This is a genomic window from Streptacidiphilus sp. MAP5-3, from assembly GCF_041262505.1.
In the GTDB taxonomy this organism is placed as follows: Bacteria; Actinomycetota; Actinomycetes; order Streptomycetales; family Streptomycetaceae; genus Streptacidiphilus.
The window spans coordinates 185930-212503 of the sequence record NZ_JBGCCL010000004.1 but is presented as its reverse complement, the minus strand read 5'-3'; the positions used below and the strand labels follow the sequence as shown (position 1 = coordinate 212503).

General features: G+C 70.3%; 27 protein-coding genes and 1 pseudogene. 14 read left to right on the top strand and 14 right to left on the bottom strand.

Translation table 11 applies throughout. The features are described 5' to 3' along the window. Positions 1-184 precede the first annotated feature (184 nt). Together ABH928_RS09525 and ABH928_RS09520 are read left to right on the top strand one after the other, a co-directional pair. Positions 185-1117 (top strand): alpha/beta fold hydrolase, encoded by a 933-nt coding sequence (locus tag ABH928_RS09525; protein WP_370064192.1) that lies wholly within the window; start codon positions 185-187, stop codon positions 1115-1117. Positions 1118-1381: 264 nt separating this feature from the next. Beyond that, positions 1382-1843 (top strand): cupin domain-containing protein, encoded by a 462-nt coding sequence (locus ABH928_RS09520; protein WP_370064190.1) that lies wholly within the window; start codon positions 1382-1384, stop codon positions 1841-1843. A gap of 129 nt (positions 1844-1972) precedes the next feature. On the opposite strand, the gene ABH928_RS09515 is transcribed toward ABH928_RS09520, so the two are convergent. Next, positions 1973-2998 (bottom strand): NAD-dependent epimerase/dehydratase family protein, encoded by a 1026-nt coding sequence (locus ABH928_RS09515; RefSeq protein WP_370064188.1) that lies wholly within the window; start codon positions 2996-2998, stop codon positions 1973-1975. A gap of 56 nt (positions 2999-3054) precedes the next feature. On the opposite strand from ABH928_RS09515, the gene ABH928_RS09510 reads away from it, so the two are divergent. Then, a complete protein-coding gene (locus tag ABH928_RS09510; RefSeq protein WP_370064186.1) occupies positions 3055-3522 on the top strand; it encodes a MarR family winged helix-turn-helix transcriptional regulator in 468 nt (155 codons plus the stop codon). 163 nt (positions 3523-3685) lie between these two features. On the opposite strand, the gene ABH928_RS09505 is transcribed toward ABH928_RS09510, so the two are convergent. The 3 genes from ABH928_RS09505 to ABH928_RS09495 all read right to left on the bottom strand — a co-directional run bounded on the left by ABH928_RS09505 (position 3686) and on the right by ABH928_RS09495 (position 5805). Next, complete coding sequence (locus ABH928_RS09505; RefSeq protein WP_370064184.1) at positions 3686-4108, bottom strand: organic hydroperoxide resistance protein; 423 nt, start codon at positions 4106-4108, stop codon at positions 3686-3688. 39 nt (positions 4109-4147) lie between these two features. Next, entirely contained in the window at positions 4148-5065 is a 918-nt protein-coding gene (locus tag ABH928_RS09500) for a helix-turn-helix transcriptional regulator (protein WP_370064182.1), read from the bottom strand. Between the two features lie 86 nt (positions 5066-5151). Next, a complete protein-coding gene (locus ABH928_RS09495) occupies positions 5152-5805 on the bottom strand; it encodes a TetR/AcrR family transcriptional regulator (RefSeq protein ID WP_370064180.1) in 654 nt (217 codons plus the stop codon). 145 nt (positions 5806-5950) lie between these two features. Between ABH928_RS09495 and ABH928_RS09490 the strand changes: the two genes are divergently transcribed. After that, positions 5951-7096, top strand: coding sequence for an FAD-dependent oxidoreductase (locus ABH928_RS09490; RefSeq protein ID WP_370064178.1), 1146 nt, complete (start codon positions 5951-5953; stop codon positions 7094-7096). 390 nt (positions 7097-7486) lie between these two features. On the opposite strand, the gene ABH928_RS09485 is transcribed toward ABH928_RS09490, so the two are convergent. After that, positions 7487-8395: an oxidoreductase gene (locus ABH928_RS09485; RefSeq protein WP_370064176.1), complete on the bottom strand. Its 909-nt coding sequence runs from the start codon at positions 8393-8395 to the stop codon at positions 7487-7489. A gap of 379 nt (positions 8396-8774) precedes the next feature. Between ABH928_RS09485 and ABH928_RS09480 the strand changes: the two genes are divergently transcribed. Further along, the gene (locus ABH928_RS09480) at positions 8775-9638 is read left to right on the top strand and encodes a helix-turn-helix transcriptional regulator (RefSeq protein WP_370064174.1); all 864 of its coding nucleotides are present in this window, start codon (positions 8775-8777) and stop codon (positions 9636-9638) included. Between the two features lie 60 nt (positions 9639-9698). Here the strand turns inward: ABH928_RS09480 and ABH928_RS09475 are convergent, their stop codons facing one another. After that, positions 9699-10628, bottom strand: a complete 930-nt coding sequence (locus ABH928_RS09475) for a LysR family transcriptional regulator (RefSeq protein WP_370064172.1) — start codon at positions 10626-10628, stop codon at positions 9699-9701. Positions 10629-10779: 151 nt separating this feature from the next. Between ABH928_RS09475 and ABH928_RS09470 the strand changes: the two genes are divergently transcribed. The 4 genes and pseudogenes from ABH928_RS09470 to ABH928_RS09455 form a co-directional block, all read left to right on the top strand. Next, entirely contained in the window at positions 10780-12123 is a 1344-nt protein-coding gene (locus ABH928_RS09470) for a PucR family transcriptional regulator (protein ID WP_370064170.1), read from the top strand. Between the two features lie 240 nt (positions 12124-12363). Then, positions 12364-12858 carry a flavin reductase family protein gene (locus tag ABH928_RS09465; protein ID WP_370064168.1) on the top strand — a complete coding sequence of 165 codons (495 nt, stop codon included), beginning with the start codon at positions 12364-12366 and terminating at the stop codon, positions 12856-12858. A gap of 61 nt (positions 12859-12919) precedes the next feature. Then, on the top strand, positions 12920-14134 hold the full coding sequence (locus ABH928_RS09460; protein WP_370064166.1) for an acyl-CoA dehydrogenase family protein: 1215 nt from the start codon (positions 12920-12922) through the stop codon (positions 14132-14134). Beyond that, a pseudogene (locus ABH928_RS09455) lies at positions 14131-14721 on the top strand (VOC family protein); the annotation flags it as partial. The gene ABH928_RS09460 and the pseudogene ABH928_RS09455, both read left to right, overlap by 4 nt. A gap of 100 nt (positions 14722-14821) precedes the next feature. On the opposite strand, the gene ABH928_RS09450 reads toward ABH928_RS09455, so the two are convergent. Both ABH928_RS09450 and ABH928_RS09445 read right to left on the bottom strand, forming a co-directional pair. Continuing rightward, positions 14822-15757: an NADP-dependent oxidoreductase gene (locus ABH928_RS09450; protein ID WP_370064164.1), complete on the bottom strand. Its 936-nt coding sequence runs from the start codon at positions 15755-15757 to the stop codon at positions 14822-14824. A gap of 80 nt (positions 15758-15837) precedes the next feature. Next, the gene (locus ABH928_RS09445; protein WP_370064162.1) at positions 15838-16440 is read right to left on the bottom strand and encodes a class III extradiol ring-cleavage dioxygenase; all 603 of its coding nucleotides are present in this window, start codon (positions 16438-16440) and stop codon (positions 15838-15840) included. Between the two features lie 364 nt (positions 16441-16804). On the opposite strand from ABH928_RS09445, the gene ABH928_RS09440 reads away from it, so the two are divergent. Beyond that, a complete protein-coding gene (locus tag ABH928_RS09440) occupies positions 16805-17278 on the top strand; it encodes a MarR family winged helix-turn-helix transcriptional regulator (protein ID WP_370064160.1) in 474 nt (157 codons plus the stop codon). 124 nt (positions 17279-17402) lie between these two features. On the opposite strand, the gene ABH928_RS09435 is transcribed toward ABH928_RS09440, so the two are convergent. The 4 genes from ABH928_RS09435 to ABH928_RS09420 form a co-directional block, all read right to left on the bottom strand. After that, on the bottom strand, positions 17403-18668 hold the full coding sequence (locus tag ABH928_RS09435) for a DUF3500 domain-containing protein (protein ID WP_370064158.1): 1266 nt from the start codon (positions 18666-18668) through the stop codon (positions 17403-17405). Between the two features lie 8 nt (positions 18669-18676). Further along, a complete protein-coding gene (locus ABH928_RS09430; RefSeq protein WP_370064156.1) occupies positions 18677-19081 on the bottom strand; it encodes a hypothetical protein in 405 nt (134 codons plus the stop codon). Positions 19082-19157: 76 nt separating this feature from the next. Then, complete coding sequence (locus tag ABH928_RS09425) at positions 19158-19910, bottom strand: HpcH/HpaI aldolase/citrate lyase family protein (protein ID WP_370064154.1); 753 nt, start codon at positions 19908-19910, stop codon at positions 19158-19160. Further along, positions 19907-20755, bottom strand: a complete 849-nt coding sequence (locus ABH928_RS09420) for a hypothetical protein (protein WP_370064152.1) — start codon at positions 20753-20755, stop codon at positions 19907-19909. The genes ABH928_RS09425 and ABH928_RS09420 overlap by 4 nt, the downstream gene beginning before the upstream one ends. Positions 20756-21153: 398 nt before the next feature. Here ABH928_RS09420 and ABH928_RS09415 point away from each other — a divergent pair, with 398 nt between their 5' ends. The 3 genes from ABH928_RS09415 to ABH928_RS09405 all read left to right on the top strand — a co-directional run bounded on the left by ABH928_RS09415 (position 21154) and on the right by ABH928_RS09405 (position 22790). Continuing rightward, the gene (locus ABH928_RS09415; RefSeq protein WP_370064150.1) at positions 21154-21570 is read left to right on the top strand and encodes an ester cyclase; all 417 of its coding nucleotides are present in this window, start codon (positions 21154-21156) and stop codon (positions 21568-21570) included. Positions 21571-21679: 109 nt separating this feature from the next. After that, on the top strand, positions 21680-22456 hold the full coding sequence (locus tag ABH928_RS09410) for an SDR family NAD(P)-dependent oxidoreductase (RefSeq protein WP_370064148.1): 777 nt from the start codon (positions 21680-21682) through the stop codon (positions 22454-22456). A gap of 58 nt (positions 22457-22514) precedes the next feature. After that, positions 22515-22790 (top strand): hypothetical protein, encoded by a 276-nt coding sequence (locus ABH928_RS09405; RefSeq protein ID WP_370064146.1) that lies wholly within the window; start codon positions 22515-22517, stop codon positions 22788-22790. Positions 22791-23035: 245 nt separating this feature from the next. Here the strand turns inward: ABH928_RS09405 and ABH928_RS09400 are convergent, their stop codons facing one another. Beyond that, positions 23036-24601 (bottom strand): oleate hydratase, encoded by a 1566-nt coding sequence (locus tag ABH928_RS09400; protein ID WP_370064144.1) that lies wholly within the window; start codon positions 24599-24601, stop codon positions 23036-23038. 161 nt (positions 24602-24762) lie between these two features. Beyond that, on the bottom strand, positions 24763-25728 hold the full coding sequence (locus tag ABH928_RS09395; protein WP_370064142.1) for an SDR family NAD(P)-dependent oxidoreductase: 966 nt from the start codon (positions 25726-25728) through the stop codon (positions 24763-24765). Positions 25729-25919: 191 nt separating this feature from the next. On the opposite strand from ABH928_RS09395, the gene ABH928_RS09390 reads away from it, so the two are divergent. Then, positions 25920-26516: a TetR/AcrR family transcriptional regulator gene (locus ABH928_RS09390; RefSeq protein ID WP_370064140.1), complete on the top strand. Its 597-nt coding sequence runs from the start codon at positions 25920-25922 to the stop codon at positions 26514-26516. Positions 26517-26574: the final 58 nt, after the last annotated feature.

Genomic DNA, 26574 nt, shown 5'->3' with positions numbered 1-26574 from the left:
ATCTGTCGGGACGCGCCGGCCCGGCTGTCGTGGTGGGGTTGTCCCCCGGCGATTCCCGGGGGTGAGCACCGTCGCCGTGGTGCACGCGCGGCGGCAGGCTGAAGGGCGTCGAAACACTTCGGCGGATCGCAGCAACCGTCCCTGGGGCTGCTCCGATCATTCGCCCCTGCGGAAGGAATCTCCCGTGGCCAACCCCACCACACGGCGCCGACGTGGACGGCGTGCTCCCGCACTGGCCGCTGCCGCTGCCGCTGCCGTTTTGGCGGTCGGCGGGCTCGCCGGCTGCGGCTCGGCCGGGACGTCGGCCGCCACCGCGTCGCAGGCCGGTCCGACCTCATCGAAGGTGGCAAGCGTTGCCACGACCTCCCTGCACATGATCGCCAACAAGGGGCACCAGCTGGCGTTCTACGTCACCCCTGGCCATCTGCCGGCCATCGTTCTGGACGCCGGGGGAGGGCTTGACGCGTCGTACTGGAAGAACATCGTGCCCGTCCTCGCGCGGCAGACCGGATCAGAGATCATCACCTACGACCGCTCCGGGGAAGGCAGAAGCAGTGACGTGCCCGGACCGTGGAGGGCCCCGAACGCCGCCTCGGACCTCGCCGCCGGGCTGACGCAACTGGGCGCCACCAAGGACGTGATCCTGGTCTCCCACTCACTGGCCGGAGAGATCGCGACCTACTTCGTCAGGCAGCACCCCCACTGGATCTCCGGGGCGGTCCTGGTGGACGCCAGCCTGCCCGAGTTCTACACCCCCACCGAGACGGCCAAGTTGGTCGCCGAGAACCAACAGCAGATCGCGGCCCTCAAGCAGCAACCGCAAACGAGGGCGACCCGTCAACTCCTGGCCGAAGCCGACGACTACGGACCCGTGCACCTCGCCTACCACAAGCTCAGCTGGCCACAGGGCGTCCCCGCGATCGCGATCGTCTCCGCCCAGACCCCGTTCACGACACCCGTCGACGCGCAGCTGTGGCGCCTGGCGCAGCAGGAGTTCGTCGCCGGGGCACGCAACCGACGCCTCGTCGTCGCCCAGGGCAGCTCGCACGACATCCCGATCGACCGGCCGGACGTGGTCATCAACGCCGTGGAAGAAATGGCGCGTCAGCTGTCCTGACGCCGGGAGTACAGCCGGTCACGGAGCCGTTGCCACGCGGATCAGGTCGGCGACTGCGCGCAGTCGGCTCTGCGACGGCCAAGCGATCACTATGGTGACGGCTCCGGCGGGGCGGGCGCGCGTACCGTCAGACCATGAAAATGGTTGAAATGTGAGGCAAACCGAGTGCGTTCCGTCCAGGCTTGAGACCACCTGCCACCACGACCGTCGGCATCCCTCGACACCGCGCCTGCACGAACGTGCCCGCACCTGAACGGAGCCCCCATGAGCATGGTGTATCTCGCGCAACCCGAACAGCAGCAGCAACTCGAATGGCTCGACGGCGGCACGCTGGCGATGCTGCTCGACGGCAAGGCCACGGACGGCCAGTTGATGATCGGCCGCTTCGACGTCGCTGAGGGCGAGGCACCGCCCTACCACACGCACACCCGCGAGGACGAGGTCTTCCTGCTGCTCAAGGGCACCGCCCTGGTGTGGTGCGACGACCAGGAGTACGAGCTTTCCGAGGGCGGCGTGGTGTACCTGCCCAAGCAGATCCCGCACGGGTACCGCATCACCTCCAAGAAGGCCGACCTGCTCATGATCAATACCCCGGCCGGCATCGAGGGGATGTTCCGGGAGACCGGCCGCGACAAGTCCACCCCACGCCCGCCCGGCTTCCAGGTGACGCCCAACCCGGAGATCGCCGACAAGTACGGCAACATCATCATGGGCCCGCCGCGCTGACCGGGCCGCCTCGAATCCTCTTCGGCTCGGGGGCCGCGGATCAGCGGCACAAGCCGGGCGGTCGCGAGGGCTGTGAAGAAGTGAGTGGACTGGAACGGACGTGCGCTGCACCGGTGGGAGCGCATGCGGCTAGCTCTGTCGTGATGTGGCGATGAGCGCGGCGGCGGTGTCGGTGATCGTCTGTTCGGCGGGGCGCGGCTGCCAGCCGAGCTCGGTGTGGGCCTTGCCGTTGTCGACGAGCCGGGTCCGGCCGAGCTCGGGGAGCAGCAGCGCCAGCTGCGGGTTCCGCCGCGCGAGCAGCTTGACGACGATGTCGGGCATGGTGCGCACGGGTACCTTCGCGGCTTCGTCCGGGAGCTTCTCGCGCAGGATGCGGGCGATCTGTCGGTACCACAGGAAGGTGCCCGAGCCGAGGAAGCGCTGGCCTGCGGCGGCAGGGCTGGTCATGGCGAGGATGTGGAGTTCGGCGACGTCGCGCACGTCGACCACGTTCCAGCCGATGTTCGGCACGGCGGGGATCTCGCGGGCGAGCAGGCGGCGGATGACCTCGACCGTTCCCGGCCGGTTCGGCGTGCCCAGTACGGGGCCCTGCATGAACGTCGGGAGGACGGCGGTCAGTTCGAGCCCGGTCGCGGCGGCGAGGTCCCATGCGTCGCGTTCGGCGAGGATCTTGGAGTCGGGGTACGCGCGAAGCGGGGTGCCGGACGGGGCGGTCCAGGTCGTCTCGGTCGCGGGGGTGTCCGGGTCGCCGGTGTCGGCCGTGACGGCGGACGAGGTGAGCACGGCGCGCTTGACCCCGGCGCGGACGGCGGCGCCCAGGACGCGGCGGGTGCCCTCACGGGCGGTGGTGATGAGGTCCACGCCCGGGCCGAAGGGCATCGGCGAGGCGGTGTGCAGCACGTAGTCGGCACCCGCGGTCGCCTGGTCCCAGCCGTCGTCGCCGAGGAGGTCGGCAGCCGCGAACTCGACGGTCGCGGCTTCCTGCTCGCCCGCCTGTTCACTCACGGCGTCGCGCACCTGCTGCGCCTTGTCGAGGCTGCGCACGGTGGTGCGCACTCGGTAGCCGCGCTGGAGCAGGCCCGTGATCACCCAGCCGGCCAGGTAGCCGGTTCCGCCGGTGACGAGCACCGTTCCAGGGGCGTTGCTGTCGGTCATTTGCTCCCCCAATATCATTGAGTTTCTCATTGATATTTCGACGGTACCATAGGCCCATGACCGTGGACCGTGACGCGAATGCACCGACGACTCGCCCCGCGGACGTGGAGCGGAAAGCCGAGATCGTCCGCGTTCTCATGGAGGTGGGAAACGCCGCGGACGGGGTCGTGGCCCAGGTGCTCGGCGAGTTCGGGGTCCCGACCTCCGTCGCCGGCACGCTGTGGGCGCTCGCCCCCGGGACCGAGCCGCCGACGATGCGGGACGTGGCAGCCCGCCTGCACTGCGACCCCTCCACGGTGAGTCTGGCGGCCGACAAGCTCCAGAGCATGGGACTGGTCGCCCGTCAGCCCCATCCCGCCGACGGCCGCAAGCGCACCCTGGTCCTCACCGAACAAGGCCATGAACTGTGGGAGGCCCTCAGAACGCGGCTGCACGCCTCCGGGCTCTTCGCCGGTCTCGACGCGCAGGAACAGGACGCCCTGCTCGCGCTGCTGACGAAAATGCGAAGCCCGCAACGCCCGTAGCCGATCCCTGACCGACAGCCAGCGGTGCTGCCAAGCGGCTACTGGATTCTGTGGCCGCCGGACTCCGACGGCCAGGACGTTCGGCTCGGCGCCCCAAGGGTCAGGTCTCGTGACAGAAGCCGTGCACAGCAAGTTGCGATCTCACTGGCGAGAGAGTGGGGCCTCAGACGGTCGCTTCGAGGTCGACCGAGATGTTGCCCCGGGTGGCGTTGGAGTACGGGCAGACTCGGTGGGTGGCTGCCACGAGCTGGTCGGCTGTGGCCTGGTCCAGGCCGGGCAGATGTGCGGACAGGGTGACCTTCAGCGAGAAGGCTCCGTCGTCCAGGGTGATCAGGCTCACGGTGGACCTGACGGTCGACTCGCTGAGCTTCAGCTTCTGCTGACCTGCTATCACACGCATGCCGTTGTGGAAGCAGGCGGCGTAGCCGGCGGCGAAGAGTTGCTCGGGGTTGGTCCGGTCCCCGCCGGGGCCGCCCATCTCCTTCGGGACCGCCAGGAGTTCGTCGAGCACCCCGTCCGAGGTGCGGACCTCGCCGTTGCGGCCGTCGCCGGTCGAGAGCGCTTCGGTGGTGTAGAGCGTGGACATGGTGTCTCCGTTCACGGGCGTGTATTCACGGGTGTGCATTTACGGGCGTGTTGAAACAGCGGTCGGGTTGTCGACGGCCGGACCGGTGCGCGCGTCCGGGACGGTGGTTTGGGCGAGGAGGGTCAGTGTGGCCTGCGAGGCGGAGTTCGCCCGGGCGGTCACCGCGACGAGCCGCTGTCCTGGCCCGCTCGGGACCGGGACGGCCTGTTGGGTGACATCCACCGGTCCGACGAGCGGGTGCCGCATGCGGTAGGCCGCAGTGTCCCAGGCGCGGACCGGGTGCTGTGCCCACAGGTCAGTGAACTCCGCGCTGTGCATCGCAAGTTCGCCGATCAGTGCGGCCAGCAGCGGATCGCTGGGGTACTGGCCGACGGCCAGTCGTAGTCTCCCCACGGCATCTCGGGCCTTCTTCGGCCAGTCCTCGTACAGGTCCCGGGTGTGGGCGTCGAGGAAGACCAGCCGCGCGGTGTTCGGTCGTCGATCCGGGTCCTGCGGGCTGCCGGGGTCGAGGTGCCCGGCGAAGAGCGCGTGCCCGGTGCGGTTCCAGGCCAGTACGTCGCTGCGACGGCCGAGAACGATGACCGGGGTGTCCCCGAAGGCGTCGATCAGCTGCCTGGTCGTCTCGGTGATGTGCTCGGGCGGCGGCGGCTTGCGGGTTCGTGCGTCGCTGCTTGTGCGTCCGACGTCGGCCAGGTCGTACAGGTGACGGTGTTCGGTCTCGTCCAGGCGAAGTGCCCTGGCGAGCGCGTCCAGCACCTCCGTCGACGCGCCCCGGGACAGCCCCTGCTCCAGCCGTGTGTAGTAGGACTCGCTCACTCCCGCCAACTGGGCAAGCTCGTCCCGGCGAAGGCCCGGCACCCGCCTGCGCTCGTCGAACTCCGGTAACCCGACGTCCGACGGCTGCAGTTGAGCCCGACGTGTCCGCAGGAACCTTCCCAGCTGAGATCTGCTCTTCATGGCCCTGAGTATGAGCAAGGGGAGACAGCGCGCGCCTGCCCCTGTCAGTGGCAGGCAACTGGGGCGGCGTGGTGGTTGCGGCAGCCCTATCCAGTGGGGCGGGGGGCAGTGGCGGGTCCGCCGGGTTCGGGGTCGTGTCGTGCGACCGTGTTCGTCCAGCCCTGGTCGAGCAGGAGGCAGGCCTGGTCGACAGCGGCGACGGGGTCGGGGCGGGTGCGCGCGAACGCGAGGATCTCGAGGGTGAACCGGGCGTAGGCGGCGCAGCTGAGGTCGTCGTGCGGCCGGCCGGTCTGGTCGGCGAGGGCGCGGGCCAGGGCGTGTTCGTGGCGCAGCCACATCGTGCGGGAGTACTCGCGCAGGGCCGGGGTCTCCTGGACGAGCCGCTGGAAGTCGGCGAAGCGGGGGTCCCGGGTCTGGGGCGAGTCGACGAAGCCGGTGAGGTGGGCGCGCAGCGCGTCGGGGATGGTCCGGCCCGGCGGTCGGTCGGTGACCGCGCGGACCAGTGCGGCCTCGTTACGCGCGTCGTCGTCGAAGACCAGAGCCTCTTTGCCAGCGGGGAAGTAGTTGAACAGGGTCGACACCGAGACGTCGGCGACCTCGGCGATCTCGCGGACGCCCACCTGCTCGTAGCCGCGCTCCAGGAACAGCCGCAGCGCCGTGTCGGCGATCGCCTGGCGGGTGGCGGCCTTCTTGCGTTCGCGCCGCCCGCCCGTTCCCGCGCGGTTGATCGTCTCTGTCATGCCTCCAACCCTACCCGGCATATTGGTACGGAGCCACACTTGGAACAGTTGCATATTTGTAGCTGTTCCAAATATCGTGGATGGTGCCTGAGGAGGTCGCGGCACAGGGCCGTGCCTTGATCCGGCGTCGACGAAGGGAACCCACATGAACTCCGTAGCACTCGCCCAGGCCAGGATCAGCATCATCGGCGCCGGACCCGGCGGGCTGACCTGCGCCCGCATCCTCCAGCGGCACGGCATCGCGGTCACCGTCCACGACCGCGACCCCGGTCCCGACGCCCGCAACCAGGGCGGCACCCTCGATCTGCACGCCGACAACGGCCAGATCGCCCTGCGCGAAGCAGGTCTGCTCGACGAGTTCTTCGGGCTGGCCCGCCCCGAAGGGCAGGAAATGCGCCGGCTGGATCCGACCGGCACGATGACGTCCCGTCAGGTCCCGGAAGCCGACGAGCTTTTCAAGCCGGAGATCGACCGCGGCCAGCTGCGCGACCTGCTGCTGAACTCCCTGCAGCCCGGAACCGTGCACTGGGGACAAGCCCTCGACGCGATCAGCGGGCCCGCCGACGGGCCGCGGCAGCTGCACTTCGCCGACGGCACCACCCTGGAGACCGATCTGGTCATCGGCGCCGACGGGGCCTCCTCGCGGGTACGCCCGGCCGTGTCCGCGGCCGTCCCCGAGTACACCGGGGTGAGCTTCCTGGAGGCGCGGTTCTCCGACGTCGAGAACCGCCACCCCGACATCGCCGCCCTGGTCGGCCAGGGCGGCGCCCACGCAGCCGACGGCGACCGCGGTCTGTTCGCCCAGCGCAACAGCGGAGACCACATCCGCGTCTACATCATCCAGCGAGTCCCCGTCGACTGGATCAAGCACAGCGGCCTCACCGCCGACGACACCGGCGGCATCCGCGCCCTGCTCCTCGACCAGTACGCCCACTGGTCACCGCGCATGCGCCAGATGATCACCGACAACGACGGTCCCTACGTCGACCGCCCGATCTTCGCCCTCCCAGTCCCGCACGCCTGGGAGCACAGCCCGACCGTGACCCTGCTCGGCGACGCCGCCCACCTCATGCCGCCGCTCGGCGTCGGCGTCAACCTCGCCATGCTCGACGCAAGCGAACTCGCCCTCGCCCTCGCCAACTCGGCCACCGTCGACGACGCCATCCGCGTGTACGAGACGACCATGCTCCCTCGCTCCGCCGAGACGGCCAAGATCCTCGAAGGCGGCGCCGAGCACCTGCTCTGTGCCGACGTCACCGACTTCGGTGATGACGACAACGCCCAGCCCTGAGGGGCGTGGTGAGCAGACCTGCGGGTGTCAACCAGAGGGAGCTCTCTTCCGAGCTGCTACCCCGTTCGGGGGAATGCGCCAAGGAGCACGTGATCTTTCGTGGGCCGGGCCGTTCACACAGGCTGTGACAGATTCTCGGGGGACTTTAGGTGACAGTGCTCCGGCGTCGATGCGAGCCGGGCACCGCAGCCTCTTCGACCCGCGCGGACCCGGAGCAGCGGAGGCAATGGCGGCCAGGCCGGACCTGATTCTGCACACCACGCTCAGGGGCCGCACGTTCGTCGTTCAGACCTTGGCCGGAGCACCGGACGCGGCATCGCGCGATCAGGTGGCGCGGCTGCGCCGGGAGCACGGCTTCCCTCTGCCTGTGCCGATGACACACCGAGCCGCTCAGTTGGTGACGGCCCGTTGGGTGCCGGTACCGGTACCGGTGCCGGCGCCGGTGCCGGTGAGCGCGGCGGTGGCGGCCCACAGTGCGCGGGCGGCCTCCGGGGCCAGAGCCGCGCGGGAGGGCTTGCGCACCGCCGGATACCCCTTGATGCCGCCGACGCCGCTCGGTCCGACGTAGGAGCCGCCGGGGATGTCCTCGACGGCCGCGTACAGGGTCGACAGCGCGCCGACCTCGGCGTCGTTGGTCATGAACCGCATGGCCCGGTTCATGAACCCGGGGAACCCGCCGACATGGGCGGTCAGGTTCGTGGCCGCGATCCCGGGATGCGCCAGCAGCGACCGGACCCGGCTGCCCGAGGCGGTCAGCCGGCGGTCCAGCTCGATCGCGAACAGGGTCGCGTCGAGCTTGGAGTCGCAGTACGCGGCGGTCGCGTTGTACGTGCGCGTCTTCCAGTTCAGGTCGTCGGTGCGCAGGTGCCCGCGGCGGTGCAGCTGCGAGGAGACGGTGACGACGCGGTCGGTGATGTGCGGCAGCAGCAGGTTCGTGAGGGCGAACGGGCCGAAGTAGTTGGTCGCCGCCTGCGACTCGAAGCCGTCGGCGGTGAAGGCCAAGGGGACCTGCATGATTCCGGCGTTGTTGATGAGGATGTCGATGTCACCGGTCCACGCGTCGGCGAACGCCCGCACTGAGTCCAGGCTCGACACGTCCAGTTGCCGCACCTCCGTGTCGCCGGCCATGGCGCGGGCGACCTTCGCGCCCTTGTCGGTGTCGCGCACCGCGAGCACCATGCGCGCGCCCGCCCCGGCCAGTTCGCGGGCGGTGATCAGGCCGATGCCTCCCGACGCACCGGTGACCACTGCCGTGCGCCCGGCCAGATCGGGGAGGTCCGTCGCGGTCCATTTCGTCATGGCGTTTCCTGTCGGTACGGGCGCGCGCCCGAAGTTCGCGCGACTGTCGAATCGTCCGCATTTCCGGCCGTCGCCACCACTGCACCCCGGATCCTTGGGGGTAACAAGGAACCGCCCAGCCACGGATCGCCGATCCGTGGCTGGGCGATCCGTGGCCGGCCGGTTCCTTGCTGGGTGTTTCGCCGCATGTGAACCTGGCCCGGTCGGACGGCTCCCTCTCCGACGGCCTGCCGCGGAACCTCAGGGAATACGATCCGGAGTCAGGAGCTCACCTACCGGGCCTTCCCGGACATGCCGCACGTGATCCACCGGTACCAACCGGAGCCGTACGCACGCACGGTCGTCGAGTGGTTCTCGGCCCTGGGATGAGGAGACGCTGATGGACAGGGCCGGACTTGCGGACTTCCTGCGGAAGCGCCGCGAGATGCTGCAGCCCGAGGACGTCGGCCTGCCGCGAGGGTCGCGCCGGCGCACCGCCGGGCTGCGCCGCGAGGAGGTCGCGGCGCTCGCGGACATGTCCACCGACTACTACAGCCGGGTCGAACGGCAGCGCGGTCCCCAGCCGTCCGAGCAGATGCTGGCCCGGCTCGCCCGCGGCCTGCACCTGACCAGCGACGAGCGGGACCACCTGTTCCTGCTGGCAGGCCACAGCGCCCCGCTCCGGGCCATGCGCAGCGACCATGTCAGTCCGGGCATGATGCGGATCCTGGACCGGCTGGACGACACCCCGGCCCAGGTCGTCTCCGGGCTCGGGGAGACCCTGGTGCAGACCCGTCTCTCCGTCGCGCTGGTCGGCGACGAGACGCACTTCACGGGCCCGGCGCGCAGCATCGTCTACCGGTGGTACACCGACCCGGCCGCGCGGCTGCTCTACCCGTCGGAGGACCACGAGTTGCTCGGCCGCACCTTCACCTCGCAGCTGCGGGAGTCGGTCACCCGCGAGGGCGTGGGCTCGCGGGCGGCCGATCTCGCCGACGCGCTGTTGGAGCGCAGCGCCGAGTTCGCGGCCTGCTGGAACGCGCACGAGGTCGGCCTGCGGCTGACCGCGCAGCGCAAGCGGCTGGTCCACCCGGAGCTGGGCCTGATGGAGCTCTACTGCCAGGTCCTGCTGGACCCGGCCCAGTCGCAGTCCCTGCTGGTCTACACGGCCCCACCCGGTACCGAGAGCCATCAGAAGCTGCAACTGCTGGGCGTGATAGGAGCGCAGCGCTTCCAGGCCGGCCTGCCGCAGGCCGCTGACTGACGGTCATGGCAGTGGTGGGCGGTCTGGACCGTCCGCCTGGCCGTGCACGCCGCGCGTGCGTCAAGTGAGCTTGTCGTCGATGTCGAGTGCGCCGACGATCGACCGCAGGCTCGCGACGAGGTCCGTGCTGGAGCCGGTGCGGGCATCGGCGCGGGCATCGGCGCGGGTGATCGCGCAGATCCGGACACGGTCGGAGGCGTCGGCGATCGGACGGAACACCACAGTGGGAAGGGAGTTGGAGAACGCAATCGGCCCGGGGTGGATGCCCACGTGTCCGCGCATGGCCACGTTCAGGGCCAACTCGTCGTAGCGACCCACCTCCTCGATGTGGGTGCGGGGGATGCCTGCCCGGATCAGGTCGGCTTCCAACCGGCTGTCGAGGTAGGGGTTGTCGGCGCGCGGGGTGATCAGGATCTGCCGGGTGCGGAGCTCGGTGAGTGCCACCTCCCGGCGGCTCGCCAGCGGGTCCGACGCCTGCACCACGGCGACCAGCGGGAACTCGCCGAGCACGGCACTGGCGATCCCGGGTTGATCGGGGACCGACCAGCACAGGCCCACGTCCACCTCGCCGTCCGCCACGGCGGCGAGTTGCTCGGGTGTGTGCATGGGGACCGGACGCCACCGGCCCCGGACATCGTCGTCGGCGGCGCCGGGCCAGGCGTCGACCAGTCTTGGCAGGATCAGCTGTCCCAGCTCCGGGGTGTGGGCGACGACCAGGTCACGATGGCCCACCGAGCGCAGGCGGGCGGTCCGATGGGCCTGCTGCAACGCCTCGATGGGCGGCCGTATCGCGGCGGCGAACTCGGCGCCGAGGGGTGTCAGTCGGACCCGCCGGCTCGTACGCTCGACCAGCCGACCACCGAGGCTGCGTTCCAGGCCGGCGATGGCCTCGCTGACGCTGGGAGGAGCCAGCCGCAGACGGTCGGCAGCCCGCCGGAAGTGCAGTTCGTCCGCGACGGCGAGGAAGCACTCCATCTGACGCAGGTTCATTTCCGCGCTCCCGTCGCTTCGTGGTGCTCGCACCACGACGAGCAACTGCACTATTCTGCCACGTCGTTCGGATTTGCCGAACGATGGCTTCGGTGGCCGGCAGTTGATCAGGCCCTCGGCGTCGCGGCATCGTAGCCCCAGGGAGGGCACCATGACCGAGACCGTCCGGCGGCTGCGGCGGGCCTGGATCGCGCAGTTGGGCCCGCGAGGTGAGGTCGACACCGACCGAGCGGCCTCTCCGCGCGCGATCGTCGAGGACGCGGTGGCGCGCGTCGGTGCGGACCCCGTGCGCTGGGCGATCGAACTGAGCGCCCTGGTCGTGCAGCGGATCGTCGGCGAGGTGCCGGCCCTCGGCGGGAGCCCGATCGGGGTCGAGCTGCTGCGCCGAGGCAATGAAGCGACCACCCTGCGGGCGCTGTTCACTCTGGTGGAGGGCCCGGCCGTCGCCCCACCCATCGGTGAGGCGACCCTGGAGGGCATCCGCGAGTTCGTGCACCGGGCCGTACCGCTGGAACGGGTGTTGCACGGCGTCAGGATCGGGCACGCGGCAACGACCGAGGCGTTCCTGCGGGCCTGTGCCGAGCTGGTCGACCCGGAAGCGGCGGTCGATGAGGTCACGGCGGTCTCCCGTGAGCTGTTCTCCTACGTCGATGAGCTTTCCGACGCCATGATCCGCACCTACCTCGTGGAGCACGAGGTGTGGAGCACCAGCGCAGCCGCGGCACGAGCCGACATCGTCCGTTCCCTGCTGAGTGATGCCACGACGACGGATGTCGGCGAGGCGTCGCGTGCCCTCGGCTACGACCTGCGGCGTACCCACGAGGCGGTGGTGGTGTGGTCGGACTCGCCGAACAAGAGCTCCACCCTGCAGGCGGCGGCGATCGAGGCGCTCCGGGCCCGGGACGCCACCATGACGCTCGTCGTCCCCGTGGCCACAGGGCGGTTGTGGGCGTGGGGCACCGTGCCCGCGGACGGCACGCGCCGGACCGGTTCGTGGGAGACCATCGCGGAGGCACTGTCCCGGCAGCAGGTCCAGGCGGCCTTCGGGACCCCGGGCGACGGTGTCGCGGGCTTCCGCCGCTCGCACCGTGAGGCCGAGCGCGGGGAGAGCATCGAGCGACTGCGGCGCGAAGCCGGACGGGGTCCGAGGCATGCGACCGCCTACGCCGATGTCGCCGCCATCGCGCTGCTGGCGACCGATCTCGACGCGGCCGGTGACTTCGTCCGACGCGAACTCGGCGGGCTGGCCGCCCGCAGCGCGCCGATGGAGGCACTGCGGACCACGCTGTACCACTACATCGAAGCTGAGCGCAGCCTCGTGGATGTCGCCCGACGCCTGCACGTGGCCAGGGGAACCGTGACCTACCGCGTGAACCGGGCCCAGGAGGTGCTGGGCCACGACCTCGACGACCACCGCTTCGCCCTCCACACCGCCCTGGCACTCACCGAGGAACTGGGGGACGCGGTCCTCCTGCCGCACGACATCGAGCGCTGAGCCCGCTGAACCCGGTGTGCCGGTCGCGCCCGGCCCGGACCAGCCCAGACCGGCCCGGACCAGCGCAGCCCGGACCAGCGCAGCCCGGACCGGCGTGGCAGACCAAACCGGGGCCGGAACCCTGAGCCGGCAGACCAAGCGGCTGCCCAAGGAGCTTGAGTTTACTTCGTGATGGCGGACCGGTGACGCACCAGGTCACGCATCCCGACACACGGACTCAACCACTCCAGGAGGCGCACGATGATCGACCGAGAGAGCTTCGTCGAGCTGATGAGCGGGGTGTGCGCCCCGGTCACCGTGGTGACGACGATGAGTGCCGACGGGCGTCCGCACGGCAGCACCGTGTCGAGTTTCGCCTCGCTCTCCCTCGACCCGCCGCTGGTGAGCTTCGCCCTGGACCGGGCTTCCGGGCTGCTGGCTCATCTGCAGCCGGGTGACGCGGTCGGAGTGAACATCCTCGGCGCCGACCAGCGGGAGTTGGCGTCGAGGTTCGCCCGACCAAGCCGGGGGCCGGGCCTGAAGTTCGAGGGTGTCAGCTGGACCGTCCGCTCCGGGCTTCCCCACCTGCCCGAGTCGGCCGGTTGGACGGCGGGTCGCGTGGAGCGCCACGTGGACGGTGGCGACCACGTCCTGCTGGTCGTGACCGTGGAGGAGGCCGAGTCCACCCCCATGGCCCTGCTGACCTACGCGCGCCGGGTCTTCGGCACCCACGCCCCACTCGCCGTCGCGAGCTGACCCTGCCCCCGTACCTCGGCAACCCCGAAATCCCGACCACCCCGACACGGGAGTGACGACGATGAACATCATCATGGATGGCCCCCGCACCACCGACGCCGCACGCGAGTTGAGGGCCGACCTCGTCGAGCGCGCCGCGGCACTGCGACCGCTGCTCGCCGACAACGCCGATCTGACCGACCGTCAGCGCGGGGTGCCCGCGCAGAACATCGATGCCCTGGCCGAGGCCGGCCTGCTGTCGCTGATGCAGCCCGCCCGTTACGGCGGCCTGCAGACCGACTACCGCACCCTGCTGGAGGTCGGCCGCGAGGTCGGCCGCGCCTGCGGCTCCACCGGCTGGTTGACCTCACTGCTCAACGCCAACGCGTGGTTCGTCGGGCTTTTCCCCGCCCAGGCCCAGGACGACGTCTGGGCCGTCACCCCCCACGCCCGCGTCGCCGGCGTGATCACCCCCTCGGGTACCGCGCGTGTGGTCGAGGGCGGGTACCGGGTGAGCGGGCGCTGGGCCCCCGCCTCCGGGTGCGCCCACGCGGACTGGGCGGTCCTCGGGGTCACCCGGCCGGATGCGGAGGGCACGTCGGACGCTGTCGGCATCGTGCTCGCGCCGATGTCGGAACTGACCGTCGAGGACACCTGGTTCGTGGCGGGCATGCGCGGGACCGCGTCGAACACGCTCGTCGGTGAGGACCTCTTCGTGCCCGCACACCGCTTCCACTCCGTCCCGGACGCGGTCGAGGGCCGGTACGCCACGCCCTTCACCGACGAGGCGCTCTACCGGTCACCGTTCGTGCCGGCTGCGGCCCTTGTGTTGACCGGGCCCCAGCTGGGGCTGGCGGTGGCCGCCGTCGATCTCCTGATCGAGAGGGCCCCGCAGCGGGGGTTGACCCTGACGAGCTACACCTCCCAGGCCGACGCGCCCGTCATCCAACTCGCCGCCGCGAACGCTGCGTCGCTCGCCGACTCCGCCCAGCTGCACGCCTATCGCGCGGCCACCGACATCGACGAGGCCGCGCGGGCCGGGGTGTTCCCCGACTACCACGCCCGAGCCCGCATGCGGATGGACGCAGGAGTGGCGGCGGTCCTCGCGCGCGAGGCGGTCCGCATCGTCTGCTCGGCCCAGGGGGCTTCGAGCTTCGGCGAGTCCAATCCGCTGCAGCGCATCTGGCGCGACATCGAGACCGGGAGCCGTCACGCCGTCCTCAACCCCGAAGTGGCGGCTGAGATCTACGGGAAGTCGCTGTTCGGCATCCGGGGCACCGTGACCGTGATGGTGTAGCGGCCACCGCCTACAACGGCCCCGGACGCGCCCAGCGGACCGGTGCCCGCGCGCCCGGTGTGCTGCGCAGCAGCCGGGTGCGGCCCCGCAAGCTGGGCCACGCCGTCGTCGGCACCACCGACCTCGACGCCACGACCGCGTTCTTCCGCGAGGGGCTCGGCTTCAAGGCGTCCGACTACATCAAGGACCACGGGGCGTTCCTGCGCTGCTCGACCGACCACCACAACATCCTGGTCCTGGCCGCCCCGGTCGCCTTCCTGCACCACTCCTCCTGGCAGGTCGACGACATCGACGAGGTCGGCCGCGGCGCCGCCGCCATGCTGGCGGGCAATCCCGAGCGGCACGTCTGGGGCCTGGGACGACACCACGCCGGTTCCAACTTCTTCTGGTACCTCAAGGACCCGGCCGGCAACTTCAGCGAGTACTACTCCGACCTGGACTGCATCGTCGACGACCAGCTGTGGACGCCGGAGGTCCTGGAGGGCGCGAAGGGCCTGTTCAACTGGGGTCCACCACCCCCGCCCTCGTTCCTCGCCCCGGAGGATCTCGCTGCCCTGATGACCGGGTCCCACGGTGAGTCGAGGTAGCGCGAAGGAGCAGAGGCTGCGGGACCGGGCCGCCCACCGGAGGGAGTGTCAACGGTGGGCGGCCCGGTCGCGTGCGGTCAGGGGTGCGGTCAGGGTGTGATCAGGGAGCGAGCACGACCGTCTTGCCGGGCAGCCGTCCGGCGCCGGCGTCCTCGTGCACGGCGGCCAGCTCGGCCACCGGGCGGTGGGCGGCGACGTGGACCTGGAGCCTGCCGGCATCCACCTTGGCGACCAGCTCCGCCAGTTGGGCTCCATCGCTGCGGACCCACAGGCTCGCGCTGCGCACCCCCCGAGCGGGGTCCTCGGGAATCGGGCCGGCCGTGCTGGCGGCGACCCCGCCGTCGGCGACGTAGTTCGTCAGCTGCGAGAGCTCCTCCGGGGAGACGCGCACGTGGTTCACCACGACCTGGAACGGACCGCCCACGGCGGCCGGGCCTTCGGCGAGGGCGAGCGGGCCGACCACCCGGTCCGCGCCGTAGCCCCGCAGGCGGTCGGCGTGCTGCGGCGAGTCCACCGCCGTGACGTGCGCTCCCGCGTCGACGGCGAGCTGCACCACGAGGCTGCCCACCGCGCCCCCCGCCCCGTTGACCAGGACGGTCTGACCGGGCTTCAGCTCGGCGAGCTCGAACGCCGTCTGCCAGGCCGCCAGACCGGTCAGCGGCAGCGCCGCGGCGTCGACCAGCTCGGTCGTCCGGGGCGCCGGGGCCAGGGACTCGGCCGGGACGAGCACGTACTCGGCGGCGCCGCCGGCGGTGTCGAGGGGCAGCATCGCCAGGACCCGGTCGCCGATCTCCAGGCCGGTCACGTCCGCGCCGAGTTCGGCGACGGTGCCCGCCAGGTCGATCCCCGGCACGTACGGGAGAGTGATCGGGAGCATCTCGGCCAGGGCACCGGCGCGGATGTGGTCGTCGACCGGGTTGAACGACGTGGCCGCCACCCGCACCAGCACCTGCCCGGTGCCGGGGACCGGACGCTCGACCTCCTCGTAGCGCAGGACCTCGCTGCTGCCGAACTCGTGGAAACGCATTGCCTTCATGGAGCTTTCCTCCAGGGTGTGTTGACGTCGTCGCCAAGGGATGAGGCGATCAGGCGGGAAGGTGGAGCACGTCGAGGCGCTCAGGTCAGCTGCACCGAGCGGGTGGAGTTGCCCAGCACCATGCGGTCGATGGCGCTCACCGCGCTGCCGGGGTCGTCGGCGGCGCCGACGGTGAGCAGCAGCGGGACGAAGTGGTCGGCGGTCGGGTGGGCGACCGCGGCGCCGGGTGCCTTGTTGCGGTAGTCGGCCAGGGCGTCGGCGTCGCCCCGGGCGAGGGCGTCAACGGCCCATTCGTCGAAGGCCGTTGTGTAGGCGGCGAGCTCCGGCCGATGGAACACGGCGAAGCTGTGCGTCATGAAGCCCGAGCCGAGAACGAGGATGCCTTCGTCGCGCAGGGGCCGCAGGCGTGCCCCGAGCTCAAGCAGAGCGCCGGGGTCGAGGCTGGGCATCGACAGCTGCACGACCGGGACGTCGGCCGCGGGGTACATGGCCATCAGCGGGATGAAGGCGCCGTGGTCGAGGCCACGGTCGGCGAACTCGTGCACCGGCGTCCGGCCCAGCAGGCCCGTGAGTCGCCGAGCCAGGTCGGTGGCGTCCGGGGTCGCGTAGGGAAGGGTCTTGTAGCGGGGGTGGAAGCCGCTGAAGTCGTAGTGGAGCGGGGTGCCGGCCGCGGCTCCGGACATCGCGACCGGCGGCGCGTTCCCAGTGGGCCGAAATGACCACGATGGCCCGGGGTTTGGGCATCGACCGGGCCCAGTCGAAGAGGTCGCCGATCCACTGCGGATCGTCGAGGGTGAACGGGGCCCCGTGGCTGACGAAGAGGCTGGGCAGGGGCCCGTCGGAGGGGTTCCACACCCGCTGCTCGCGCGCCTGTGGCAGGACCCGGGCCAGCAGGTCGTCGTATGCCGCGGCTGGTGCTGTCATCGAAAATCAGCTCCTTCACTTGCCTGAGCAAGTGTTATCACTTGCCCAGGCAAGTCAAAAGTAGCTCATGATGAGTTGCCTAGGCAAGTGATGCGAGTTGCCCGGGCAAGTATGATGGAGCTCATGGAAACTCAGTCGCCCTGGCTCGACGACGACCAGCAGGACCTGTGGCAGGCGCTCCTCACGGTCGTCATTGCCCTCCCGGCGGCCCTCGACCGCCAACTGCAGCGAGACGCAGGCATCTCCAACTTCGAGTACGGGGTGCTGGCCCAGCTGTCCATGGCCGACGAGGCCACGATGCGGCTCAGCGACCTGGCCCGGGTCTGCGACAGCACCCAGCCCCGCCTGTCGAAGGTGATGGATCGCTTCGAGGCCCGCGACTGGGTCGCCCGCCGACCCGACCCAGGCGACGGTCGCTACACCCTCGCCGCCCTGACCGACGCCGGCCGGCAGAAGCTCGTCGAGAGCGCACCGGAACACGTCGCGCAGGTGAAGCGGCTCGTCTTCGATCCGCTCAGCGCCGCCCAGCGCCGCCACCTCGAGGCCGCACTCACCCGCATCGCCGCCACCGTGCGCCGGGAGCTCGAAGGGGGCTGAGCGCGGCCGCGGCGGGGGTCTTCCGCTCGCGGGATGTTCGGGCATCCGCTTGGCTTGCGACGGTGGTAACGGGGTCTCAGGTGTTCTCGACGGTCTTCGAGTGCCGACAAGGCACTCGAAGACTTCACCCCGCAGCCCGGACCGGGGCTCCATGGCCGCCGTGGTGGAGTCGGTAGTGCTGGGCGAGGAGATCGCGTCCGTAGTCGTTGCCGTTGGGGGCGCGCACGATGGTGTGGACGTGGAAGCGGGAGGGCTCGGGATTGGTGAGGAAGACACCGGGATGGTTGTCGTACTCGACCAGAAGCACGGGGGAGTGGATCCGGTAGTAGAAGGCGCACTCGTCGTCGTGGCCGCCCCGCCAGGAGAATCGCGTCTCGTCGAAGTGCTCCCGGACGAGCGCCAGGGTGTGCTCGGCCTGTGGCAGCGGGAGGCGGTCGAGATAGACCCGGATCAGTTCCACCAGACCGTCACGCTGCTCGGTCGGCAGGCTAGCCGCGACGATCCCCTCGGGTGGCAGGACGAGGTTGTCACTGCCCGCGCCGGCGAGATGCCGACCGTTCCACGGGCCGGCGAGTTCGGGCGGCAGGTCCTGCGCGCGCAGCGAGGACCCCATCAGGAACTCGCCCTCCCGGTCGGGGTCCAGAGTGCGGCGGAACGTCAGGGCGACCTCGGTCTCGTCGCCGAAGGCGGTGATGCCCTCGAACCGTCCCGTCCCGGTCGTCGGCTCGGCACCGAGGAACACGGGGGCGAGGACGACCTGCCCGCCGACGAAGACGCAGTGCAGGTCCACGTGATGACCCATCAGCTGCCATCCCCACGGGGAGTCGCCCGAAGGGGTCCCGAAGACGGTGAACCAGTAGGCGAACTCCGTGAGCGTGTCCCGGTAGTCGTCGATGAGCTCGCCCAGGTTCTCGTTGAGCGCCATCGCCGCTCGCACCTGGGCGTAGCCGGCCGGGCTGAGGCTCGCCTCGACGACGGCGAGTGCGCGGTCGCGGTCACGGTCGGTGAGCCGCTCCAGGCGCATGCCCTTCGGGTGCCAGGTCGGGATCGCGTTCGTCCACAACCGCCATTCCGGGGCGTCCATCGGCAGGGCGGCGACCACCCGCTGATGGGGCGCCAGACCGTCGAGGTAGGTCCGGGCCGCCGTGACGGCGGTCTTCGAGGACGCCCCCGCGTCGTCGAGGCGATAGAGGCCCGGGCGCGGGGTGCCGTTCTCGGTGATGCCGACGTAGGGCTCGCGGTGACCGCGTAGGCCGGCGGTCAGCTCGAAGGCCGCCTCCGGGGGGAGCAGGTCGTCGAACAGATGGGAGTTGACGATCGGCAGGTCGCCTCGCGTGGTCGGCAGGGGGAAGTCTTCCCGGCGTCGTTGGCGGGACAGTCGGCGGGACATGGGTCTCCTTACTCGGTGGGGACAGCGAGGACGTCGCCCGGTACGAGGAAGCGGTTCTCGATCCGCCGGGAGGCGATGAGCCACCAGGCCTCCCCGTCCGGCTCGCTGACCCGGACGAAGCGGTCGAACACGTCGGCGACCAGTACCGGAACGGTCGTCGGCAGCGGAGGCTCTCCGTCCTGCGCGTAGAGGACCAGGGCGGACACGGCGTCAATGCGATCGGTCTCGTGACGGAGGATGTGGAAGTTGGACATCAGGTGACGTGAGACCCGCGGCCCCCGCGCGGTGCGGTCGCGGTACACGCCGTTGATCTGGTCGGTGCCGCGGAAGGTCCGGCGCGAGAACGTCAACTCCGCGTCGGCGGTGAAGAAGCTGGAGGCCGCCGAGCCGTCACTTGGTCGATCTCGAACCACAGCGCGGTCACCAGCATCGACAGTTCGGTGTGCAGGAGGGCGCGGGTCCGGCCTCCCATGGCCTCAGCGTCCGCGGTCACCAGCCGACCGCCTTCGTGTGGGTGCGAACACCGCTCACCAACGCGTGTGCGCCCTGGCGCAGCATCGCGGTGTCGGCCCCCAGGACGAGGAACTCGTACCCGCGGTGGTCCAGCAGTTCCGACGCGTTGCCCGAGGCCGTGGTGCCGAGGGTGACGCGGTGGTCGGCACAGCGCCGTTCGGCCGCCGCGACGAGTTCTGCCAGCCTGCCGTCACCCTCGCGGAACCGGCCGGAGACCGCGAGATCGGTCGGGCCGATGAAGACCGCGTCGACGCCGGCGACCTCGCCGATCTCGACGATCGCCTCCAGAGCTCCGACGCTCTCGGCCTGGACCACAAGACGGACCTCGTCATTGCCGGAGCGCAGGTAGTCACCGAGGGCTTCGAGTCCCCACCGGCCGGCCCGTCCGGAGTTGCTGGCCCCGCGTCGCCCGAGCGGAGGGAACCGGGTCGCTCGCACGGCGTCCCGCGCGCCGGCGGCGTCGTCCACCTGCGGGACGAACAGACCGGCCGCACCCGCGTCCAGCGGGACCTGGACGTCGCGTGGCGCGGTGCCGGCGACCCGGACGAAGGGCGCGACGCCGCAGCCACGGGCCAGCCCGATCATGGTCGACATCGTGCGGGTGTCGATCGCGCCGTGCTCGGCGTCGATCACGACGAAGTCGAACCCGGCGAGTGCGAGCAACTCGACGCTCTCCGGTGCGGGGAGCTTGACCCAGGCTCCGAGCCGGGGGAACGCATCGCCCGTCACCGCCGGATCCCCTGGTATTCGCCGGAGTTGAGCACCCAACCATGCGCGAGGAAGTCCTCGCGCGGCGGGGCGAAGACGTCGATCAGCGTGTGCGGGCCCGCGCCCACGGCGCGGGTGGTGTGCACGACGGTCGGCGGGATCAGCGTCATCGAGGGACTGCTGACCTGGACGTGCTCGTCGTCGCGCCACTCACTCATCCGGGGGGTCCACGGGACCCTGAGGTGATGGGCGTAGTCGCCCACGAGCGTCACCGACATCTGCTCGAAGTCCTCGTGGGAATGCGGCGACAGCCGTTCGGTGTCGCGCGGCCCCTCGTGCACCGGAAACCAGTTCACCATCAGCGACGCCGTCCGGAAGATCCGGCCCAGGCGTCCCTCCTCGTCAGGTATGTCACGCAGGCGGTGTATCCGGATTCCGTCACCGCCGGCCTCGATGGGCTTCAGTGGTGCCACGGCCCGCAGGTCGGCCCCGGCGCCATGGTTGACGGCCCGCCTCATCTGCTCGTCGCAGCGGGCGGTGAACACCCGCGCCACCGTGGTCGACGACGCCGCGCGCACGGTGCTCGTGCCGGCCGGTACGACGACGAGCGCAGGCTCGGACACCGACACCCCTGCCTGACCGTCGTGCTCCACACCCACCCACGCGTCGTCCTGGACGAGCAGCACGTACTCGTCGGGCAGGTCGTGCTCGGTGAGCCGGTCACCCGCTGAGAGTTCGGTGATCGCCACCACGAAGTTCCGGCCGCACACCGACCACGTCCGGCTGCCGCCCTCGGAGACCAGGTCGGGATCACGCTCTGAGGTCTCGTCGACGACTGAGGTTCCTGCGATTGCGGCGATGGTCATCGGACCTCTCCTTTGGCACTGCGCGGACGACACGAGCTTGCTGCCGACGCGGCCGAGGAACAATCGCGAGTTTCCGAGCGCACCGATCGACTGAACCGAACCATCCAGGCAACGACGGCGCCTGACCTCGCCGCCGGTCCGGCGGGCGGCGGACCCTGCGACTCACGGCGTATGCGGTCCGCACCGCCTGGCGCCGATGTTCTGCCGGGGTGGCGCTGAGGTTCAATCCTGCCAAGTGCCGCTCTTCCTAGGCTTGCAGGGCGGGAACAACCCCCGTTCCAGCCGGATTTTGCAGTTTCCGCATCTTCGTGGACCGCGACTCGCACCGCCGCGGACCATCACCACGAGCCCGATCACGGCTCGTCGGAACGTCCTTGATCTGAGAGGTGGTGGCGGCAATGGGGGAGCAGGAATCCCACGCGGACCGCATGCGGTACTTCGTCGAGCAGGTGCAGCAGATGGGCCGCCTGGACCTGATCGACGCGCTCGTCCATCCCGACTTCCGGAACCACACCGCCGAGCCGGGGCAGCGCAGTGACCGGGAGGGGGTGCGCGAGACCATGGCGGCACTGCACGAGGCCTTCTCCGACCTGCGGGTCGAGGTCCTGCACTGCGTCGGCGCCGGAGAACTCGTGGCTACCCACAAGGTGTTCCGCGGCAGCCACACCGGCGCATGGTTCGGCGTCCCGCCGTCGGGCAACCGGGTCGAGTTCAGGGCGATGGACCTGGTCCGCTACCGGGACGGGCAGATCTTCGAGCACTGGGCCGTCGCCGACGCGGTGACCCTGCTCCGCCAGACCGGCGCACTGCCGTAACCCCGGCCACCCGGCCCGGGACACATCAGGACCGCGCGACCAGCCATTCCGCCCGCACAGCCGCGCGGGCGACAACATCACGTGACACATGAGGAGTTGAAGCATTCCTATGACTGAGGAAACGTTCACCGGCAAGGTCGTCATCGTCACCGGCGGCGGATCGGGCATCGGCGCGGCCACCGCTCACCGCTTCGCCGCCGGGGGCGCCACGGTGGTGATCATCGGCCGGACGCAGGCGAAGCTGGACAAGGTGGTGTCCGAAGCGGCGGCGGGCTCGACGGTGATCGCACGGCTCGGCGACGTCTCGGACGAGGAGGAGATCACCCGGCTGGTGGACGGCGTGGCCCGCGACCACGGTCGGTTGGACGTCCTGGTCAACAACGCCGGTACGTGCGAGCCGTTGGGCTCCGTCAGCGACATCGATGCGGCGGGCTGGCGGCGCGTCATGTCCACCGATGTGGACGGGGTCTTCTTCGCCTCCAGGGCCGCGCTTCCGCATCTGCGTGCCGTGGGCGGCAGCATCGTGAACGTCGGCTCGGCATCCGGGCTCGGCGGTGACTGGGGCCTGGCCGCCTACGACGCCGCCAAGGGCGCGGTGACCAACCTGACCAATGCGATGGCGCTCGACCACGGCGCGGAAGGCGTGCGGATCAACGCCGTCCATCCCAGCATGATCTCCACCGACATGACGGCGGGATTCCTGCAGAGCGACGCGATCGTCGCCGCAGCGCTCAACCGGGTACCGCTGCAACGCTTCGGAGAGCCTGCCGAGGCAGCTTCCGTCATCACGTTTCTGGCCGGTCCGGCGGCGAGTTACGTGAACGGGGCCCACATCCGCGTCGACGGTGGCCTCGGCGCCTCGAACGGCAATCCGCACATCGCGTAGCGCGCCCAGAGATTGCCGCAGACCCGGCGAAAGAGTTCCGGCGAAAGCGTTCCGCAAGGTGGCCCCACGTACCTTCCACGGCGAAGTCAGGAAGATCTCCGACCTCGACCCAGTGGAGGACCGTATGGACGCGCTCAGCAGGTGGGTGACCCGACATCGACTGCTTGTCGGATTGCTCTGGGTAGTGATCACGGTGGTCGGTCTCGTCCTGGCGCCGTCGGTGTCGGGTCGCCTCAAGCCCGGCAACCACCTCAGCGGCGCCGCCTACACCGCGGACGTGCAGATCGCCAAGCAGCACGCCGGAGTCACTCGGACCCCGGCGTGCTGGTGCTGAACCTGCCGTCCGGTCAGACGGTGAACTCGCCGGGCGTCGCAGCGGAACTCAAGGCCGTCGACAGCGCGATCGCCAAGGCCGCGCCCACCCTGCGGAGCACGGAGGCACCATCACCGTCGGCCCGTCGATCCCGGATCCACTCGACCCGGCCCATGGCACTGGGGCCCAGTTCACCTTCCGGCTGTCTGTTCAGCCGGACGGCAGCGGCGACGAGTGGACGAGGGTTGCTGACTGAGGTCGCGGTGTCAGCGACGGTGCAGGGTCTGGAGGGCTTCGACGAGGACCTTGGGGTCGTGCCGGCCCTTGTAGACCGGAGGGGGCTGCCTGTCGAGGTGGAGGAGCCCCGCGACGGCGGTCCAGGCGGTTCGCACGGAGTACTCGACGGTGAAGACCACGTCGTCGGGGACCTCGGCGTACTGGCCGATGAACGCCAGGTTGGTGGACCCCGCGGGGACGACCTGGGGGCGGTCGCCGGCCTTGCGGACCAGGAACTGGCTGGTGATGTATGGCATCATCGCCGGGAGCACGATGGAGCCGTCCAGGATCCGGGGGCGCTCGGCGAAGCGCAGGTGCTGCAGGACCTCGTCGAGGATCTCCCGGCCGGTGCACTCCCTCATGGGCTTCTTGACGAAGTCACCTTCGCGGTCGGGGAACAGGGCGTAGCCCCACCACACGAACGTGTCCTCGGGCTGCTCACGGAAGTGCGGCTGGTGGTTCAGGACGATGGTCAGCAGCCAGCCGGACTCCTTGAACGTGATCAGTCCGCCCTTGCCGGCCTCGCTGCCGCTGAACTCCTGCATGAGCTTGAAGAAGACCGGGTCCTTGGTGGTGACCGTGAACGACTCCCAGGTGGAGTCCTGCACGGAGGTGTTGAACACACTCGGGTCGCCCAGTCCCGGCCGCTTGGCCGCGAGAGTCTCCCACAGGGCCCAGGAGCCGCTGGAGGAGGTGGTGTCCAGGGGCGGGACGGTGTCGGTGTCACCCAGGGTGGAGTTCGCCGTCATCGACCCGTTGGTGACCAGCACCAGATCACCGGCGGCCAGAGTGGTGACCTCGGTCTTCCCGCCACGTTCCCAGGTGATGGACTCCGCGGTCAACGCGTCGCCCGGCGCGAGGCTCAAGTCGGTAACGCGGGTGCCCAGTTGGAGGGTGACTCCCTGCTCGGTGAGCCACTTCAGCAGCGGGCGGACGATGGAGTCGAACTGGTTGAACTTGGTGCGGTAGATCCCTGACATGGTGTCGAAGGTCTTGAACAGGTGCACGAAGCGGTTGAGGTAGCGGCGGAACTCGATGGCGCTGTGCCAGGGCTCGAAGGCGAAGGTGGTGCACCACATCGCCCAGAAGTTGGTGGAGAAGAACTCCTCGTGGAACAGGTCGGCGATGCGCTTGCCGTCCAGCAGCTCCTCCGGGGTCGCCACACACGTGACCAGCTCCAGCCGGTCACGTTCGGAGAAGGTCATCGAGTGCGCGTCGATGACCTTCCCTGCGGCGTCGATCAGTCGGGCGTGGTCGTCCCAGGCGAAGTCCTCGTGGAACGCGAAGGTGTCCTCGGTCACCGATTTGGTCGGGTCGTCCAGCGACGGGATCGAGGACAGGAGGTCGTACGTGCAGTCGAAGTGCACCTCGAACATCCGCCCGCCGCGCATCGTGTAGCCGGTCTCCGGGGATCCGGCCGCATCCAGGCTGCCGCCCTCGCGGTTCTGCTCCTCCAGGATCACGATGTCCGACCCCGAGAACCCGCCCTCCCGGATCAGGAACGCCGCCGCCGACAGCGACGCGATCCCACTGCCCACCAGATATGCCTTCGCCACAACCATCCTCATCCCTGTCCGACCGTGACTGCCCAGGCGAGCCGGACCGGCCGACTGGCTCCGGGAGTTGTGCGACGCACAGGAGTACCCAGGACCAGCAGCCGCGACTCTGCGCCGGCCACCTCGCCACCCGGTCGGCCGACGGTCGGCGTCGTGGCCGGTCAGCCGCGTGCGCCGGCCAGGGTGTCGTGCGAGACCTGCCAGAGCAGGGCGGCGGCCTCGGGGTCGAGGGCGTAGGCGGCGACGCCGGTGCGTGCGCCGAGCTCGCCGCGGACGGCTTCGTTGCAGTCCTCGAAGTAGCGGCCGCTGACGCCCTCCAGGAGAGGGAAGGCGGCGAGCAGCACGGAGGTCGCCGCGCCCTGTTCGGTGGTCTTCCACGTGAGCTCCGTGCCGCCCGCGGCCCGGGCGCGCAGGCGGGCGAGTTCCTCCTCGGAGACGTGACGCTGGAGGTTGGTGCGGATCCCCCCGGGCATCAGCGCGTTGACGGTGATGCCGTCCGCGGCCCAGCGCTTCGCGGCCTCGACGGCGAACAGGACGTTGGCGGTCTTGGACTGGCCGTAGGCGGACCAGGGCTCGTAGGCACGCTCGCGGAAGTGGATGTCCTCGAAGACGACCGGGGAGCGGTGGTGGGCGCTGGAGCTGACGGCCACGACGCGCGCGCCGCCGTCCCGGGCGAGGGCTGCGTGCAGGCCGGTGGCCAGCGCGAAGTGCCCGAGGTGGTTGGTGGCGAACTGGAGCTCCCAGCCTTCCGGCGTGCGGAGCTCGGGCGAGGCCATCACCCCGGCGTTGTTGACCAGGATGTTCAACGGGCCGTTCCAGGCGGCGACGAACGCGGCAACGGAGGACTGGTCCGCGAGGTCCAGTGGCGCGACGTGGATGTCCTTGTTGCCGGTCGTCGCGGTGATGTCCTCGGCCGTGCGGGCGCCTGCGGCGACGTCCCTGACGGCGAGGGTGACCTGCGCGCCGGCCGAGGCGAGGGCGCGCGCGGTCTCGACACCGATGCCGGAGGCCCCGCCGGTGACGACCGCGCGGCGGCCGGTCAGGTCGACGCCCGAGATGACCTCGGAAGCCGTGGACTCGGCGCCGAAGGGGGTGGTGAGGCGAACAGGGGGAGGAGTGGCGTTCATGGTCGTTCCCGTCTGGCTGGATGCCCGGAGCTGGGGTGCGTGCGGGAGCGCGGCCGGTAGAGTAGTAACCGGAGGGCCCTCCGCATATCTCGAGCCTAAGCGGAGGATCCTCCGTTTGCAAGCATGGCCGCGCCTTCTCGCCGAGCGGGAGTCGGAGAGACCTGCCTGCGGGGCCAGAAGGAGGAATCGCTGTGACCGCCGCCGACCCCCGGCCGCTGCGTGCCGATGCGCGCCGCAACCGTGACCGACTGATCGAGGTGGCCGCCCGGGCCTTCGCTCAGGGCGGGACAGAGGCGACCCTGGACGCGATCGCCAAGGAGGCCGGTGTGGGTATCGGCACCCTCTACCGCCATTTCGCCACCCGTGAGGAACTCGTGGAGGCGGCCTACCGCAGCGAACTCGCCCAGCTCTGCGACTCCGCAGCGGAACTCCTGGAGGCCAGGGAACCTGACGCCGCGTTGCGTGCCTGGATGGACGGTTTCGTCCACTACATGACGACCAAGCGCGGGATGTCCGACGCGCTACGCGCTCTCATCGCCTCCGGTGGCGACCCGTTCGCGCACAGCCGCGCGATGTTGACCGCGACGATCGCCGAACTGCTGCGTGCCGGGACGGCGGCGGGCCTGGTCCGTACCGACGTCGACCCGACCGACGTGCTGTTCAGTCTGAGCGGCCTGTCCCTGGCCGCCGCAACCCCGGAACACCAGGCCCGGATGGCACGCCTCCTCGACCTCCTGATGGATGGCCTTCGCTACCACTCCGCAGCCGACACCGCCGCCCCCAACTGACGGTGTCGGGCCGCTGAAGGCGGTCACGCGGTCACGTGTGGCAGGGCGCGGCAGAACT